A 16177-nucleotide genomic window follows, 5' to 3' on the forward strand; every position below is an offset into this window, starting at 1 on the left:
CAGACTTATCTAGCCGCGCGTTCGCGACTGTAGCGGGTAAGTTTTAATCAAATGGCTGACACTGTTTAAGCGAAAAACAGATGCGCCTGCCGATGCGCCGGGCCGCTGACAAGCCATATGGAGGCCCCGCGGAGTAGGGCCTGAAGCCGCGACACGGGTCGCTGGCGTGCAGCATCGGTCGTCGGCTTGCGCCGACCCGGCCATATACAGAGTTGATATGAAACGCAGTCGAGTATCGCTGCATCAGGAGCATGACTCATTCCTTGAGTATTGATCACCGAACTATTATCGGGTCATGCGCGACAATTACAAGGTGCAGATAACCGACGCAATACCGCTCAGCTTTCGCGATAAAAGACCGAACTATAAACATAGTTGTTTAATTATCAGGCCATTAAACAGCTCTATAACGAGGCTAGAACGATCCGCCGTTTAAACAAACTAACAATTTAAACATCAGGACTTTTCACACGCCCAAACAAAAAGCCCTCCTGAAATTGCGGGAAGGCTTTGAGCGAGATGGCCGGTTGGGTGACAGGTCAGCGCCGAAGGTCTGGCGCCGGGTCCTCAACTGCGATGTCTGGCCACAGACATCGGTGCACTATTGAACTAATGAGCGCGGTGAACTGCGCTCAGGCAGGCTCGACTTCGAGCACTGCACGGCCGCCGACGGGGCAACCATCCATGTAACGATGGGCTTGCACGACATCTGCAAAAGGGAACACCCGCGTGATCTGCGGTACAAGCACCCGGTCGGCAGTCATCTGGTTGATATCGCGCAACGCACGCTTCAACGCTTCTTCGTCCTGGCAAATGCCCAGTTCAGGTTTGCCGGTGAAGTTACCCACGCAGTGAACGAAAAACTGAATGTTCTTCTGGAACGCCGCACATGCCGGGAAAGGCGTCTGATTACCGCCTTGCAGGCCGTACAACACCAGACTGCCGCGAGGCGCCAGCACGTCTCCCAGAATCGACATCTGAGGACCGCCCAGACCGTCGAACACCACGTCAACGCCACGGTTATCCGTGTATTTGTTGATCGCCATCAAAAGATCCTGGTCTTCGGTGACCACAACCTTATCGGCACCCAGGGACATCAAGTACTCACGGGAGCTTTCGGTCTTGGTGGCCGCGATGACTTTCACACCCAGTGCTTTGCCCAACTGCAGGAACGCAGGGCCTACGCAGTGGCTGGCGTCAGTGACCAACGCCGTTTGCCCTGGTTTTACCCGAGCCAGATCGACGTATGCAAAGTAAGCCACCAGCAGCGGCGTGTAGTGAACGCTAGCCTCGATGGGTGTCAACACGTCGGGATAGCGGGTCACCGAGGTGCGTGGTAGCACGATCAGTTCGCCATACACCGGGTGTGTATTAGGATCTGCAGAAGGAAAACTGGCGACTTTATCGCCGACTTGCAAGTCGTGCACGCCATCGCCCAATGCGGTGACGACGCCTGCCATTTCAGAACCGAGGCCGGCGGGTAAACGCGCCTGAGAAGAAGCCAGGTTCTGGCGCCACAGTACGTCGTACCAGGAAACACCGATGGCCTGAACCCGCACCTGGACTTCGCCAGCTGCCGGCGTCGCAGCAGGGTGCTCTTCTATCTTGAGCACCTCTGCCGGGCCAAATTGATGAAAACGGATCGTGCGGGACATTTCGAACCTCGCCTTATGGACCTTGATGCCATGAACTCTATCCGGGCTCTGCCGGTAACACTATCAGTGGCTATTAATAGTCGACATGCCTGTCATCGATTCTGTTGTTGATTGTCGGGCAATCGTTAGATAGCCATCGAATGCACAGGGTTTCAAGCGGGCCATTGTTGGCATCCGCGCGGCACATTGCAAGCCAACTCCCGGTTTCCGGACCAATGCACCCTCTATCTGGCGTGAATCCTGCTGCATCGCCCCTTCATCAGCGTGCGCAACAGGCACTTATTCATTGGGCTGGAACGAACGGACAAGGTTTCATCGAATGTGACACACGCCACTCGCAAAACAGGTTTGTATACCTTCATATGATTTTATCGATGCAGCGACCTGGTGTTTACTCGTACTATTAATACCTGAGTTCATGTACCGGCGCCGATACACAGGCGTTTCCGGATCACTGCATCGCCCCACGGCTCGAGACCCACCGTAATGAATCGTAACGACCTGCGTCGCGTCGACCTCAACTTGCTCATCGTCTTTGAAACCCTCATGCATGAACGCAGCGTCACTCGCGCAGCGGAGAAACTGTTCCTCGGTCAACCAGCCATCAGCGCCGCTCTCTCGCGCTTGCGCGGGTTGTTTGATGACCCGCTTTTTGTGCGCACCGGCCGCAGCATGGAGCCCACTGCGCGGGCCATCGAAATTTTCGGTCTGTTGTCCCCTGCCCTCGATTCGATTTCCACTGCCGTCAGTCGCGCCGCCGATTTCGATCCGGCTACCAGCACGGCGGTGTTCCGTATCGGCCTTTCGGACGATGCCGAGTTCGCCCTGCTGCCCTCACTGCTCAAGCGTCTGCGCTCCGAAGCGCCGGGCATCGTGCTGGTAGTACGTCGCGCCAACTACATTCTGATGCCAGCGCTGCTGTCCTCCGGCGAAATCTCCATCGGCGTCAGCTACACCAGCGACCTGCCTGCCAACGCCAAGCGCAAGGTCCTGCGCCGCAGCAGGCCGATGCTGTTGCGCGCCGACACCATGCCGGGGGCGATGACGCTGGATGACTTCTGCGAGCGTCCCCACGCGCTGGTTTCCTTCGCCGGAGACCTGGGCGGATTCATTGACGAATACCTGGAAAAGCTCGGGCGCAAACGGCACGTCGTGCTGGCCGTCCCGCAATTCAACGGTCTGGCGACCTTGCTGGCCGGCACCGACATCATTGCGACGGTGCCCGATTACGCCGCCGCCGTGCTGACTGCAGCTGGTGGCGTTCGCTCCGAAGAAGTCCCCGTCGAGTCACGCACGTTCGAGCTTCATATGGCCTGGCGTGGCTCCCAGGACAACGATCCGGGCGAGCGGTGGTTGCGTTCGCGGATTCAGATGTTTTTTGGCGATCCGGATAGTCTTTGAGCGCCAGCGCAGCAGCTCGATAACGCCAGGACGGGTACTGCGTTCAAACAAGATGGAAGCTTGATGCCTCCCTGATGGGTTAATTCCAATATTTTGGGTCTTACAGCCGCAGATCGGGTTTAAGCCCCAATTTTATGGATTTACAGCGGTCGGCAGCCGAGGTCAATTACCGCCGCCCTTCTCCTATAGATCGCTTCCTCTGGACATCTTTGCCAACACCCTATAAACAAATGGAACGTCCCAAACACATGAGTGTCTGTACCTGCATTCAGGCCAGTAGGGTCTGAAGACCCCGCCTTACCTCGCCCTCAGCAGATGTAACCGGACATATCATTAAGACTGATAGTTACCTTCGGTTTATTCGATTCGTGCAATACCAGAGGCCAGAACAGAATCCGCCCATCTCAACAAATGTCGGCGGATTTTCCCATGGTTCAGTCACTCACTCCTTTGCGCTATCCCCTTGCTGCTTTGGCCCTGGTCGTGATCAGTGCTTGCGGCAAGACACCGGAAGCGACGGTCGCGCCAGCCGCTGCAAAAGTCAGCGTGGCCAAGGTTCTGGAACAGCCGATCAACGAGTGGGATGAAGTCACCGCCCGCCTCGAAGCACCGGAAACCGTTCAAATACGCCCCCGGGTTTCGGGACAGATCGACTCGGTGGCTTTCACTGATGGCGAACTGGTGAAAAAGGGCGATCTGCTGTTCCAGATCGACCCGCGTCCCTTCCAGGCTGAAGTCGACCGCCTGCAAGCGCAACTGCAACAAGCCCGGGCAACGGCGTCCAACAACGCCAATGAAGCGCAACGCGGCGAGCGTCTGCGCAGCAACAATGCAATTTCCGCCGAACTGGCCGATTCGCGCAACACCACCGCGCAGGAATCCAAAGCTGCCGTTGCTGCCATTCAGGCGCAACTGGATCTGGCCAAACTCAACCTTAGTTTCACCCGGGTGACCGCGCCGATCACTGGCCGCGTCAGCCGTGCGGAAATCACTGCTGGCAACATTGTCACCGCCGATACCACGCCGCTTACCAGTCTGGTCTCGACCGACAAGGTTTACGCCTACTTCGACGCAGACGAGCGCGTGTTTCTCAAGTACAACCAGCTGGCGCGCGATGGCAAACGCGGCACCACCACCCCGGTGTACATGGGCCTGTCCAACGAAAGCGACAACCCCCACCTGGGCCAGATGAACTTCGTCGACAACCAGGTCAACCCCAAGACCGGCACCATCCGTGGTCGCGCAATTTTCGACAACAGCAAGGGCGAGTACACCCCCGGCCTGTATGCGCGCTTGAAGCTGGTCGGCAGCGGTACTTACTCCGCCATGCTGATCAAGGACGAAGCAGTCGGTACTGACTTGGGCAAGAAGTTCGTGCTGGTGGTGGACAAGGACAACAAGGCGATTTATCGCACCGTTGACCTGGGCCCGAAACTCGAAGGCCTGCGCATCGTGCGCAGTGGTCTGGCCAAGGATGACCGCATCGTCGTCAACGGCTTGCAGCGTGTGCGTCCCGGCTCACCGATCGACCCGCAGGACACCCCGATGGCCAGTGATCAGACCCTCGCCGCCCTGCAACAACAACGCCAAGCATTCGAAGCCAGCAATCAGCCCAAGGCGCAGTCCAAAGCGGACGCCAAGGTCGCTGTTGCCACGCCACGCGGTTAAGGGACAACTCCGATGAATTTTTCCAAGTTCTTTATCACGCGGCCGATCTTCGCAGCGGTGCTCTCGCTGTTGATCCTGATCGCCGGTGCGATCTCGCTGTTTCAGCTTCCCATCAGTGAATACCCAGAAGTCGTCCCGCCCACCGTGGTGGTACGCGCCAACTTCCCTGGCGCCAACCCCAAAGTGATCGGCGAAACCGTTGCCGCGCCACTAGAGCAGGCCATCACGGGCGTTGAGAAGATGCTGTACATGTCTTCGCAAGCGACATCCGATGGCAAGCTGACCCTGACCATCACCTTCGCCCTAGGCACCGATCTGGACAACGCCCAGGTGCAGGTGCAGAACCGCGTGACGCGGACCGAGCCCAAGCTTCCCGAGGAAGTGACGCGCATCGGTATCACCGTCGACAAGGCGTCGCCGGACCTGACGATGGTGGTCCACCTGACTTCGCCGGACAAACGCTACGACATGCTGTACCTGTCCAACTACGCGGTGCTCAACATCAAGGATGAGCTGGCGCGTCTGGGCGGTGTGGGTGACGTGCAGCTGTTCGGTATGGGCGACTACTCGCTGCGTGTCTGGCTGGATCCGAACAAAACTGCCTCACGCAATCTGACTGCTACCGACGTGGTCAACGCCATTCGCGAGCAGAACCGTCAGGTCGCCGCCGGTCAGTTGGGTGCCCCGCCCTCGCCTTCGGCCACCAGCTTCCAGATGTCGATCAACACCCAGGGCCGTCTGGTCAATGAAGAAGAGTTCGAGAACATCATCGTTCGCTCAGGCGCCGATGGTGAAATCACTCGCGTCAAAGACATCGCTCGGGTGGAGCTGGGTTCCAACCAATACGCTCTGCGTTCGCTGCTGAATAATCAGCCAGCGGTCGCGATCCCGATCTTCCAGCGTCCTGGCTCCAACGCCATCGAGATTTCCAACGAAGTGCGCGCCGAAATGGAGCTGCTCAAGAAGAGCTTCCCCGAAGGCATGGACTACAGCATCGTTTATGACCCGACGATCTTCGTTCGCGGCTCCATTGAAGCGGTGGTTCACACCCTGTTCGAAGCGCTGATCCTCGTGGTGCTGGTGGTGATCCTGTTCCTGCAAACCTGGCGCGCGTCGATCATTCCGCTGGCGGCTGTGCCGGTGTCACTGATCGGTACCTTTGCGGTCATGCACCTGTTTGGTTTCTCGCTCAATGCCCTGTCGCTGTTCGGACTGGTATTGGCCATCGGCATCGTGGTCGATGACGCCATCGTGGTGGTGGAGAACGTCGAGCGAAACATCGAGCTTGGACACGAACCGATGGAGGCGACGCAAATCGCCATGCGGGAAGTGACGGGGCCGATCATTGCGACCGCGCTGGTGCTGTGCGCGGTGTTCGTACCGGCTGCCTTTATCTCCGGACTCACTGGGCAGTTCTACAAGCAGTTCGCATTGACCATCGCTATCTCGACCGTGATCTCCGCGTTCAACTCCCTGACTCTGTCGCCGGCTCTGGCTGCGGTTTTGCTGCGCAGTCACAACGCGCCGAAAGATGGCTTCTCGCGGTTCCTCGACAAACTGCTGGGTGGCTGGCTGTTCCGTCCCTTCAACCGCTTCTTCGTCAAAGCCAGTAACGGCTACGTGAATACGGTTGGCCGAGTGATTCGTGTCAGCGGTGTGGCCCTAGTGGTATACGCCGGCCTGATCGTCATGACCTGGCTGGGCTTCTCGACTACGCCAACCGGTTTTGTGCCAACGCAAGACAAGCAGTACCTGGTGGCGTTTGCCCAGTTGCCGGATGCTGCGAGCCTGGACCGCACCGAAGACGTGATCAAGCGCATGTCCGACATTGCCCTCAAGCAACCGGGCGTTGAAAGTGCGGTGGCCTTCCCTGGCCTTTCGATCAACGGTTTCACCAACAGCCCCAACTCCGGCATCGTCTTCGTCACGCTCAAGCCGTTCGAGGACCGCAAGCTGGCCAGTGAATCAGCGGGGGCGATTGCCGGCGCACTGAACGGCCAGTTTGGCTCGATCCAGGAAGCCTACATGGCGATCTTCCCGCCACCACCGGTACAGGGTCTGGGCACCATTGGCGGGTTCCGTCTGCAGATCGAAGACCGTGGCAACCTGGGTTACGACGAGCTCTATAAAGAAACGATGAACATCATCGCCAAGAGCCGCAGCGTGCCTGAGCTGGCGGGCCTGTTCACCAGCTACACGGTGAACGTGCCGCAAGTCGACGCTGCCATCGACCGCGAAAAAGCCAAGACCCACGGCGTGCCGATCAGCGACATCTTCGACACATTGCAGGTCTACCTGGGCTCTCTGTACGCGAACGACTTCAACCGTTTTGGCCGCACGTATCAGGTCAACGTTCAGGCAGAACAGCAGTTCCGTCAGGACGCCGAGCAGATCGGTCAGCTTAAAGTGCGTAACAACCTGGGCGAAATGATCCCGTTGGCGACGCTGCTCAAAGTCACCGACACCTCGGGCCCTGACCGCGTGATGCACTACAACGGCTTCATCACCGCCGAGATCAACGGCGCGGCGGGTCCGGGTTTCAGTTCCGGTCAGGCGCAGATTGCCGTGGAGAAATTGCTCAAGGAAGAACTGCCCAACGGCATGACCTACGAGTGGACCGACCTGACTTACCAACAGATCCTGTCGGGCAACACCGCGCTCCTGGTCTTCCCGCTCTGCGTACTGCTGGCGTTCCTGGTACTGGCGGCCTTGTATGAAAGCTGGAGCCTGCCGCTGGCAGTCATCCTGATCGTGCCGATGACGCTGCTGTCAGCCATCGCCGGTGTGATCATTGCCGGTAGCGACAACAACATCTTCACCCAGATTGGCTTGATCGTACTGGTGGGCCTGGCGTGCAAGAACGCGATCCTCATCGTCGAATTCGCCAAGGATGAACAGGACAAAGGCAAGACTCCGCTGGAGGCTGTTCTTGAAGCATGCCGTCTGCGTCTGCGGCCGATCCTGATGACCTCGTTCGCCTTCATCATGGGTGTCGTGCCACTGGTTCTGTCCAGCGGTGCAGGTGCTGAAATGCGTCACGCCATGGGTGTGGCGGTGTTCTCAGGGATGCTGGGTGTGACCTTCTTCGGACTGCTGCTCACCCCTGTGTTTTATGTCCTGATCCGTAACCACGTAGAGCGCAAACAAGCGCGCAAAGCGGCCAAGGCTCAACGCGTTCAGACCATCTCGCCGGAGGCGCATTAATGAAGGCTGCAAAACTCTTCCTGCCGAGCCTGCTGGTCCTGGCGCTGGCGGCCTGCGCCGTCGGCCCTGACTACAAGACGCCAGAGACCGCAGCGGCCAACATCCAGGCCGCCGCGATGAGCAAGTACGACCGCGATCACACTGAAACCATCTGGTGGCAGCAGTTCGACGATCCGACCCTGAACAAGCTGGTGGCTGAATCGCTGCAAGGCAACCGCGAACTGCGCATCGCCTTCGCCCGCCTGAAAGCCGCTCGGGCGATCCGCGATGACATCAGCAACGATGCCATGCCGGTCGTCACCAGCCGCGCCAGCAGCCAGATCGGCCGCGCTCAGGTGCCGGGCGAAACCGAAAACCGGGTCAATCAGGAACGCTATGACCTGGGCCTGGACATGGCCTGGGAGATCGACCTGTTCGGGCGTATTCAGCGCGAACTCGAAGCCAGTGATGCAGACCGGCAAGTGGCTGAAGCCAATCTGTATCAGCTGCAAGTGACGATGATTGCCGAACTGGTGGACGCCTACGGTCAATTGCGCGGCGCCCAACTGCGCGAAGGCATCGCCCGGGACAACCTGAAGAACCAACAGGATTCCCGTGGCGTGACCGCTCAACTACGCGACGAAGGCGTGGGTAACGAACTGGATGTGGTGCGCGCCGATGCGCGTCTGGCGGCGGTTGAAGCGACTATTCCGCAGCTGCAAGCCGAGCAAGTGCGCGAGAAGAACCGCATCGCCACGCTGCTGGGTGAGCGCGCCGACTCGATGAGCGTCGATCTGAGCCCGACCAAGCTGCCAGCGATCTCCAAGGCATTGCCTATTGGCGATCCGACCAAACTGCTGCACAACCGTCCCGACATCCTAAGCGCCGAGCGTCAATTGGCGGCGCAGACTGCGCGCATCGGCGTGCAGACGGCAGACCTGTTTCCACGGGTCAGCCTGAGCGGGTTCTTGGGCTTCACCGCCAGCCGTGGTTCGCAACTGGGCTCGGGCGCCGCGCAGGCGTGGGGGCTTGGTCCAAGCATCACCTGGGCTGCGTTTGACCTGGGCAGTGTGCGGGCGCGGATTCGTGGTGCAAACGCCGATGCCGAAGGGGCGCTGGCGAACTACGAACAGCAGGTATTACTGGCACTGGAAGAAACCCAAAACGCCTTCAGCGATTACGACAAGCGCCAGCAACGCCTCGTGTCGCTGGTGCGTCAGAGTGAATCCAGTCGCTCGGCGGCCAATCTGGCGAGCATCCAGTACAAGGAAGGCACCGCTGACTTCCTCGTCCTGCTGGATGCCGAACGTGAACGTCTGGCGGCAGAAGACACCCAGGCGCAAGCAGAGATCGAGGTCTATCGCGGCATCGTCGCCATCTACAAAGCGCTGGGCGGCGGCTGGCAGCCTAGCGCCTGATCTGAGGCGTTACGTTTCACACAAGCCCTGCACTCTCCCAGTGCAGGGCTTTTTTTATCGGTTCCGCCGGCCAACACAAACCCCATGAGAGCTGCGGCATTGCTGATCTTTCACGCGGCACAAACCTTGTAGGAGCGCGCTTGCCCGCGAACAGGCCGGTGCATCCGCTGCATCTCTATCGCCCAAACCACCATCTTCGCGAACAGGTTCGCTCCCACAATAGTCCCGAGGCGCTGCCGATTTTTCGCGCGGCACAAACCTTGTAGGAACTTGCCCGCGAACAGCCCGGTGCATCCGCTGCATCTCTATCGCCCAAACCACCGCCTTCGCGAACAGGTTCGCTCCCACAATAGTCCTGAGGCTGCTGATTTCCGCCTAAAGGAGATCCTGTTGGGGCCTCAATCGCCGCTGATATCCGACCAGCTCTGCTCTCAAGGTAAACCTGCGACACACCGGAATCTCAAGCTAATACGAAAAACTGTGGGAGCGGACCTGTCCGCGAAGAAGCTGGTGCATCCGCTGAATCTCTATCGCCCAACCACCATCTTCGCGAACAGGTTCGCTCCCACATTAGTCCTGAGGCACTGCTGATTTTTTGCGCGGCACAAACCTTGTAGGAGCGCGCTTGCCCGCGAACAGGCCCTAACACCCGCTACATCTTTTCGCCTCACATATCGCTTCGCGGGCAAGCGCGCTCCTACAGTGATCCTGAGGATCCGGCTAATACGCGGGTAGGAGTGAGCCTGCTCGCTAAAAGGGCGGGCCTGCAATCGCGATTGCCGTTTGACACACAGCAAGCAGTCCTCGAAGCTGCTGAGCCACAGGAATGGAATTCGACATGCCCAACGCGCCTGCCCAGGGCCCATCGTCCGCCCTTAAAAAAACCCGCCATTGGAGAATTGCGCTGGCTGTCGCGTTGCTGTTGGCGGTTGTGGTCGCAGGCTTGCTGGTTCACCGGGCATGGAACGCCGTGCCGACCGCCGCTCCCCTCAGCCACACCTACGCCGAGGCGCTGGAGCTGGCGCACAACGGCAAGCCAGGGGCCGCTCGCGTGCTGTATCAGCAATTAGGCCGCACCGACCTGTCGGACATCCGCCGCGCCGGTTTGCTCACTGAACTCGCCAACTACCCAAGCCCTCAAGCGCTCAAGCTGCTTAAAGCAGACCTCAGACAACCCTCTGCACTGATCCAGCAAGCGGCGATTAATGCCGTCAGTGCGATGGTGCCCGCGCCGCAACGAAGCGTGTTGATCGGGCCCCTGTTAGATGACCCGGATCAGGCCACGCGCTTCAATGCTGCCAAAGCGTTACTGGGCCTGAGCCCGGACGACGTTGGGCTTTACTTCGGCCCGCTGCAAACCGTTGCGCAGGAATATGAAAGCGCCCTCGCCGCCCAGGCCCCGGATGGGCAGAGCCAGGTCCAGCTTGCCAGGCTTTACATGACCACCGGCTCAGCTCAAAAAGCGGTCGGCGCCCTGACGTTGGCATCAACGCTTGAGCCCGACAATCTGCAAGTCGGCCTGACCCAGGTCGATCTCCTTGACCTGCAAGGCCAGCCCGACCAGTCCCGGCAGCAGTTGGCGCGTTTGCTGGACAAACACCCGCAGTCTTCGCTGTTGCAGCACGCACTCGGCCAGTGGCTGCTCAGCCATGGTCAGCATGAATACGCCCTCCTCGCGCTGGCCAAGGCGGTTGAGCTGGAACCGGAAAATACCGGCTACCGTTACGACCTGGCGGTGGCGCTGCACGACCTCGATCAACTGGAGCCTGCACAACGCCAACTCGAAGACATCCTGCAGCGACAACCCGCCAACCGCAGCGCGAGAGTGCTGCTCATCCATTACTGGAAGGAAAGCGGGCAGTTGCAAAAAGTGCAGGTGTTGCAGGCTGAACTCGAACAGCAAAATCCGGATGATCCGGCACTGCAACAGGGCCTGTAGACAACGGTCACGTCCCCACCGCGGTAGCTTCAAGATGAGGGGCAGTTTCCAGATATGGACTAATATCGGAAATTACTTACAACTCCTTTCTCCTTCCACTACAGTTTTGTCAGATAAACCCAAGCGTTAATCCCCTCTTCATATAATGAATTGCAGGAAGAGTATTTTCTAACCGAAAAAAAACGTGCATGATTTGCCCGTAGCCCACCAACTACCCGTCACTCTCGCTGCGCCACTGAACCTTCACTGTTAGTTTCCTTGATCGATCAACAGCTCGCGCGGCAGGGTAGAAAAACGATGAGCACACGACCATTTATCGCGTCTCTAAAGACTGCGCCTGGCTGATTAAAGCCATTCACCGTTGGAGTACAGTATTTGTCCAGACTTGCCGAGTTTCGTGCAGCAGAAAAAGCCCTTCAGGAACAGCTCGCTCAGCTGGAGAATCTGAAGAATGACGCCGGCCTGAAAAGAGAGATCGAATTCGAACAGCACTTGCACAAGCTCATGGCCACCTACGACAAAAGCCTGCGTGACATCGTCGATATCCTCGATCCCAATCCAGTACCGTATACAACCGCCGCACCGGGGCCAAAACGCCGCCGCGCCCGTGTCATGAAGGTTTACCACAACCCGCACACAGGCGAATTGATCGAAACCAAAGGTGGTAACCACCGAGGTCTGAAATCCTGGAAGGAGCAATACGGGGTTTCGACGGTCGATTCATGGTTACGTGTTTGAACTCACGTTTAGACCATCAGTGCATATTAAGCCCCACTTGTCGGGGCTTTTTATTGACGTCGAAAAATCAACGCGTCTGAGTCAAATGTGAAAAAAACGTTATACATTCCACCAAAGCAATAATACTCGGCTTATCGTACAAGTTCGTTTAGACGGGCCGTTCGTGTATGGCCTGCATGGCGCGGCTTACAACCTGGTTAATAGGTTTGCACTTACTTACCGATACGTGGGATTCAGCGGATATTTCGCTTAATCGTTGATACTTTGGAAAGAATCAATTTATACCAGTTTCCAGCTGACCCGGCCGCAAATTGCATAAAGAGAAAAAACACACCGCATAGTCGCGTCATCTTCACACTTTTTTCACACCTGACCTTTCAGGATACAAGCAGCTAAAGGATTAGCACCCCATGCCCGCTTCGGCGGGCTTCTTTATGCCTGCTATTTAAGAAATCGACCGTCCGGGCATCACGGCGTGGCGTTGAGCTGCAAGCTGTCTCTGATGCGCACGACTTCATCCTTGTGGTTGGCATAACCGACGGCAGATCCAGCATAAGACAACGACCAGGCGCGCTCCTTGCTCGCGGCAGCCACCAGCGTTTGCGTCATCACATGCACGCCATTCTGGGTAATCGTGCAGGTGGTCTCCATGGTGGGCATTTCGCTTAGCGTGCCAGCCTTCATCTGCGTACAGGCGCTCTGAAAACCGCTGCGGGCAAAGTTGACCTGAATCGCCTTGCGCATCTCCAGCAAAACGCCCTGCACATTCACCGCATGCCCCGCCTGAAGTTGCGACTCGGTCAACTCGACAACCATTGCCGGGTCGCCGTTTTCATCATTTTTTACTGCGCGTTGGCGTAGCTGCCCAGTGGACGACGGCGATGAAGCGTCCGGTGTCGGCACAGGCTCCACCTCCCAACCGGCGGGCCAGTTGATCAACGAATCTTGCGCCTGGACGCAGCTGATACTGAGCAATACACCCAGAGCAGCCAACAGGGTTTTACGTTGCAGATAAGCCATGGTCGAGACCTGAACGACGAAGCGCAAAGTGTGAGCCAGTGAAACCTGCGGAACAAGGCCGAACAGATGGTTTGGCTGCATTAGCGTTTGGCGGGCCGGCGTCGGCCCCGTATCATTTGCCATTGTCTTTACCTTTCACCTGGAGTCATCCATGAGCCTGCACGACCTGAACACCCTCCCCGGCGTCACTGCACAACCGGAAGCGGCCACCCAGCAATTCGTGTTCAACCACACGATGCTGCGCGTCAAAGACGCCACCGCTTCATTGGACTTTTACACCCGCGTGCTGGGTTTCAGCCTGGTTGAGAAGCGCGATTTCCCTGAAGCCGAATTCAGCCTGTACTTCCTGGCACTGGTGGACAAAGCGCAAATCCCGGAAGACGACGCAGCACGCACTGTCTGGATGAAAGGCATTGCGGGCATCCTGGAACTGACCCACAACCACGGCACCGAAAACGATCCTGCTTTCACTTACCACAACGGCAACACCGACCCGCGCGGCTTTGGCCACATCTGCATCTCGGTGCCGGACGTGAAGGTAGCGTGCGAGCGCTTTGAAAAGCTGGGTGTGGATTTCCAGAAGCGCCTGACCGACGGCCGCATGAAAAGCCTGGCCTTCGTCAAGGACCCGGATGGCTATTGGGTTGAGATCATTCAGCCAACGCCGGTGACTGAGTAACCCGGCGAATACAGATAAAAAGCAAAAAAAACCTCATGATCGCTCATGAGGTTTTTTTGTTTCAGCGTCGTTTCAGATTTACCAGTTCATAACACTCACTCCGGCGCGCTGGTGCGGATCAAGTGATCGAATGCGCTGAGCGAGGCCTTGGCGCCCTCGCCGACAGCAATCACGATCTGCTTGTACGGCACGGTGGTCACGTCGCCTGCAGCGAAGATGCCTGGGATCGAGGTTTCGCCACGCTGATCGATCACGATCTCGCCACGAGGCGACAATTCGATCGTGCCCTTGAGCCATTCAGTGTTCGGCAGCAGGCCGATCTGCACGAAGATCCCTTCCAGTTCAACAGTAATTTCTTCGCCAGTGATGCGGTTCTTGTAGCGCAGGCCATTGACCTTCTGACCGTCGCCGGTCACTTCGGTGGTCAGCGCGCTGGTCAGCACAGTAACGTTTGGCAGGCTGTGCAGTTTGCGTTGCAATACGGCATCGGCGCGCAGAATGCTGTCAAATTCCAGCAACGTCACGTGAGACACGATCCCCGCCAGGTCGATGGCCGCTTCAACACCGGAGTTACCGCCGCCGATTACCGCAACGCGCTTGCCCTTGAACAGCGGACCGTCGCAGTGCGGGCAGTACGCAACGCCTTTGTTGCGGTATTGCTGCTCACCCGGCACGTTCATTTCTCTCCAGCGTGCGCCGGTGGCGAGAATCACGGTCTTGGATTTGAGAATCGCACCGCTGGCAAACTTCACCTGATGCAACTCGCCCGCCTTGCCAGGAATCAGCTGATCGGCGCGTTGCAGATTCATAATGTCGACTTCGTACTCTTTGACGTGCTCTTCCAGCGCCACGGCCAGTTTCGGCCCTTCAGTGTGCTGCACGGAGATGAAGTTCTCGATCGCCATGGTGTCTAGCACCTGGCCGCCGAAGCGTTCAGCTGCAACGCCAGTGCGAATACCCTTACGAGCTGCATAGATTGCTGCCGCCGAACCCGCTGGTCCGCCGCCGACGACTAATACGTCGAAGGCTTCTTTAGCGTTGAGTTTTTCCGCCTGACGATCCCCGGCACTGGTGTCGATCTTCGCCAGGATTTCTTCCAGGTTCATGCGCCCTTGGGCGAACAGCTCGCCGTTCAAGTAAACGCTCGGCACCGACATGATCTGACGCTCGGTGACTTCGGCCTGGAACAGGCTGCCTTCCACCGCAACGTGCTGCACGTTCGGATTTAGCACCGCGAGCAGGTTCAACGCCTGGACCACGTCCGGGCAGTTCTGGCAGCTCAAGGAGAAATAGGTTTCGAACTTGAATTCGCCGGTGAGCGACCGCGCTTGCTCAATGGTGTCTTCGGTGGCTTTAGACGGATAGCCGCCAACTTGCAGCAGCGCAAGCACCAACGAAGTGAATTCGTGGCCCATTGGCAAGCCGGCAAAGCGCAGGCTGATGTTTTCGCCCGGGCTGTTGAGTGCGAACGACGGGGTGCGCCCATCGTTGCCATCGGTGTTCAGGGTGATGCGATTGGAGCTGGCGACGATGTCGTTGAGCAACGACAGCATTTCCTGGGATTTTGCGCTGTCATCGAGGGACGCGACGATATCGATCGGGCGAGTGATCCGCTCCAGGTACGACTTCATTTGAGCTTTGAGGTTGGCGTCCAACATGAGATGGCTTCCTTTTCAAAAAAGTGGCTAAAAAAATAAAAGTGATTCGATAGTCAAAAAAAAACGCCCGAACGATGACCGCCCGGGCGTTTTGGGGGCGATGCGGATTACTTGCTCAAGAGCTCATCGCTCCCAGTCCTGTACATAAGGACTTAGATCTTGCCGACCAGGTCAAGGGACGGAGCCAGAGTGGCCTCGCCTTCTTGCCATTTGGCTGGGCAAACTTCGCCCGGGTGAGCAGCAACGTACTGAGCGGCCTTGATTTTGCGCAGCAGCTCGGAAGCGTCACGGCCAACGCCGCCATCGTTCAGTTCAACGATTTTGATCAGGCCGTCTGGGTTGATCACGAAGGTGCCACGGTCAGCCAGGCCTGCTTCTTCGATCAGCACGTCGAAGTTGCGGGAGATGGTCAGGGTCGGGTCGCCGATCATGGTGTATTGGATTTTGCCGATGGCAGGCGAAGTGTTGTGCCATGCAGCATGAGCAAAGTGGGTGTCAGTGGAAACGCTGTAGATTTCGACGCCCAGTTTCTGGAACGCGGCGTAGTTGTCAGCCAGGTCTTCCAGCTCGGTTGGGCAAACGAAGGTGAAGTCAGCCGGGTAGAAGAACACTACAGACCATTTGCCTTTCAGGTCTGCGTCCGACACTTCTACGAAGTCGCCGTTACGGTATGCAGTCGCGTTGAACGGTTTTACTTGGCTGTTGATGATAGGCATCGGGTGAATCTCCTTAGGGGTTATGAAATCTATGGGGAGGATACTACGCACAACCGCTGAGATGGGCCCATTGGCAAACCTCATGCGATCGATTGGTTTTCA

Annotated in this window: 11 protein-coding genes; 7 read left to right on the plus strand and 4 right to left on the minus strand. The window is 57.8% G+C overall.

Annotated features, from left to right (window positions below):
* Positions 1–632: 632 nt before the first annotated feature.
* On the minus strand, positions 633–1655 hold the full coding sequence (locus tag ACWKV9_RS09740) for a zinc-dependent alcohol dehydrogenase family protein (protein WP_483835890.1): 1023 nt from the start codon (positions 1653–1655) through the stop codon (positions 633–635).
* A 486-nt stretch (positions 1656–2141) separates the two neighbouring features.
* On the opposite strand from ACWKV9_RS09740, the gene ACWKV9_RS09745 reads away from it, so the two are divergent.
* From ACWKV9_RS09745 to ACWKV9_RS09770, 6 genes are all read left to right on the plus strand, one after another.
* Positions 2142–3056 carry a LysR family transcriptional regulator gene (locus tag ACWKV9_RS09745; RefSeq protein ID WP_483835891.1) on the plus strand — a complete coding sequence of 305 codons (915 nt, stop codon included), beginning with the start codon at positions 2142–2144 and terminating at the stop codon, positions 3054–3056.
* Between the two features lie 429 nt (positions 3057–3485).
* A complete protein-coding gene (gene mexE, locus ACWKV9_RS09750; RefSeq protein ID WP_483835892.1) occupies positions 3486–4724 on the plus strand; it encodes a multidrug efflux RND transporter periplasmic adaptor subunit MexE in 1239 nt (412 codons plus the stop codon).
* Positions 4725–4736: 12 nt separating this feature from the next.
* Complete coding sequence (locus ACWKV9_RS09755; RefSeq protein WP_483835893.1) at positions 4737–7928, plus strand: efflux RND transporter permease subunit; 3192 nt, start codon at positions 4737–4739, stop codon at positions 7926–7928.
* Positions 7928–9325: an efflux transporter outer membrane subunit gene (locus ACWKV9_RS09760; protein ID WP_483835894.1), complete on the plus strand. Its 1398-nt coding sequence runs from the start codon at positions 7928–7930 to the stop codon at positions 9323–9325. The genes ACWKV9_RS09755 and ACWKV9_RS09760 overlap by 1 nt, the downstream gene beginning before the upstream one ends.
* A gap of 838 nt (positions 9326–10163) precedes the next feature.
* The gene (locus ACWKV9_RS09765; RefSeq protein ID WP_483835895.1) at positions 10164–11264 is read left to right on the plus strand and encodes a tetratricopeptide repeat protein; all 1101 of its coding nucleotides are present in this window, start codon (positions 10164–10166) and stop codon (positions 11262–11264) included.
* 375 nt (positions 11265–11639) lie between these two features.
* Positions 11640–12002, plus strand: a complete 363-nt coding sequence (locus ACWKV9_RS09770; protein ID WP_483835896.1) for a histone-like nucleoid-structuring protein, MvaT/MvaU family — start codon at positions 11640–11642, stop codon at positions 12000–12002.
* A gap of 468 nt (positions 12003–12470) precedes the next feature.
* Here the strand turns inward: ACWKV9_RS09770 and ACWKV9_RS09775 are convergent, their stop codons facing one another.
* A complete protein-coding gene (locus ACWKV9_RS09775; RefSeq protein WP_483835988.1) occupies positions 12471–13022 on the minus strand; it encodes a DUF4946 domain-containing protein in 552 nt (183 codons plus the stop codon).
* Positions 13023–13173: 151 nt separating this feature from the next.
* Here ACWKV9_RS09775 and gloA point away from each other — a divergent pair, with 151 nt between their 5' ends.
* Positions 13174–13701, plus strand: coding sequence for a lactoylglutathione lyase (gene gloA / locus ACWKV9_RS09780; protein WP_483835897.1), 528 nt, complete (start codon positions 13174–13176; stop codon positions 13699–13701).
* Between the two features lie 95 nt (positions 13702–13796).
* Here the strand turns inward: gloA and ahpF are convergent, their stop codons facing one another.
* A complete protein-coding gene (ahpF, locus tag ACWKV9_RS09785; protein ID WP_483835898.1) occupies positions 13797–15359 on the minus strand; it encodes an alkyl hydroperoxide reductase subunit F in 1563 nt (520 codons plus the stop codon).
* A 152-nt stretch (positions 15360–15511) separates the two neighbouring features.
* On the minus strand, positions 15512–16075 hold the full coding sequence (ahpC, locus tag ACWKV9_RS09790) for an alkyl hydroperoxide reductase subunit C (protein ID WP_483835899.1): 564 nt from the start codon (positions 16073–16075) through the stop codon (positions 15512–15514).
* Between the last annotated feature and the right edge of the window lie 102 nt (positions 16076–16177).

Source organism: Pseudomonas corni (assembly GCF_057128765.1).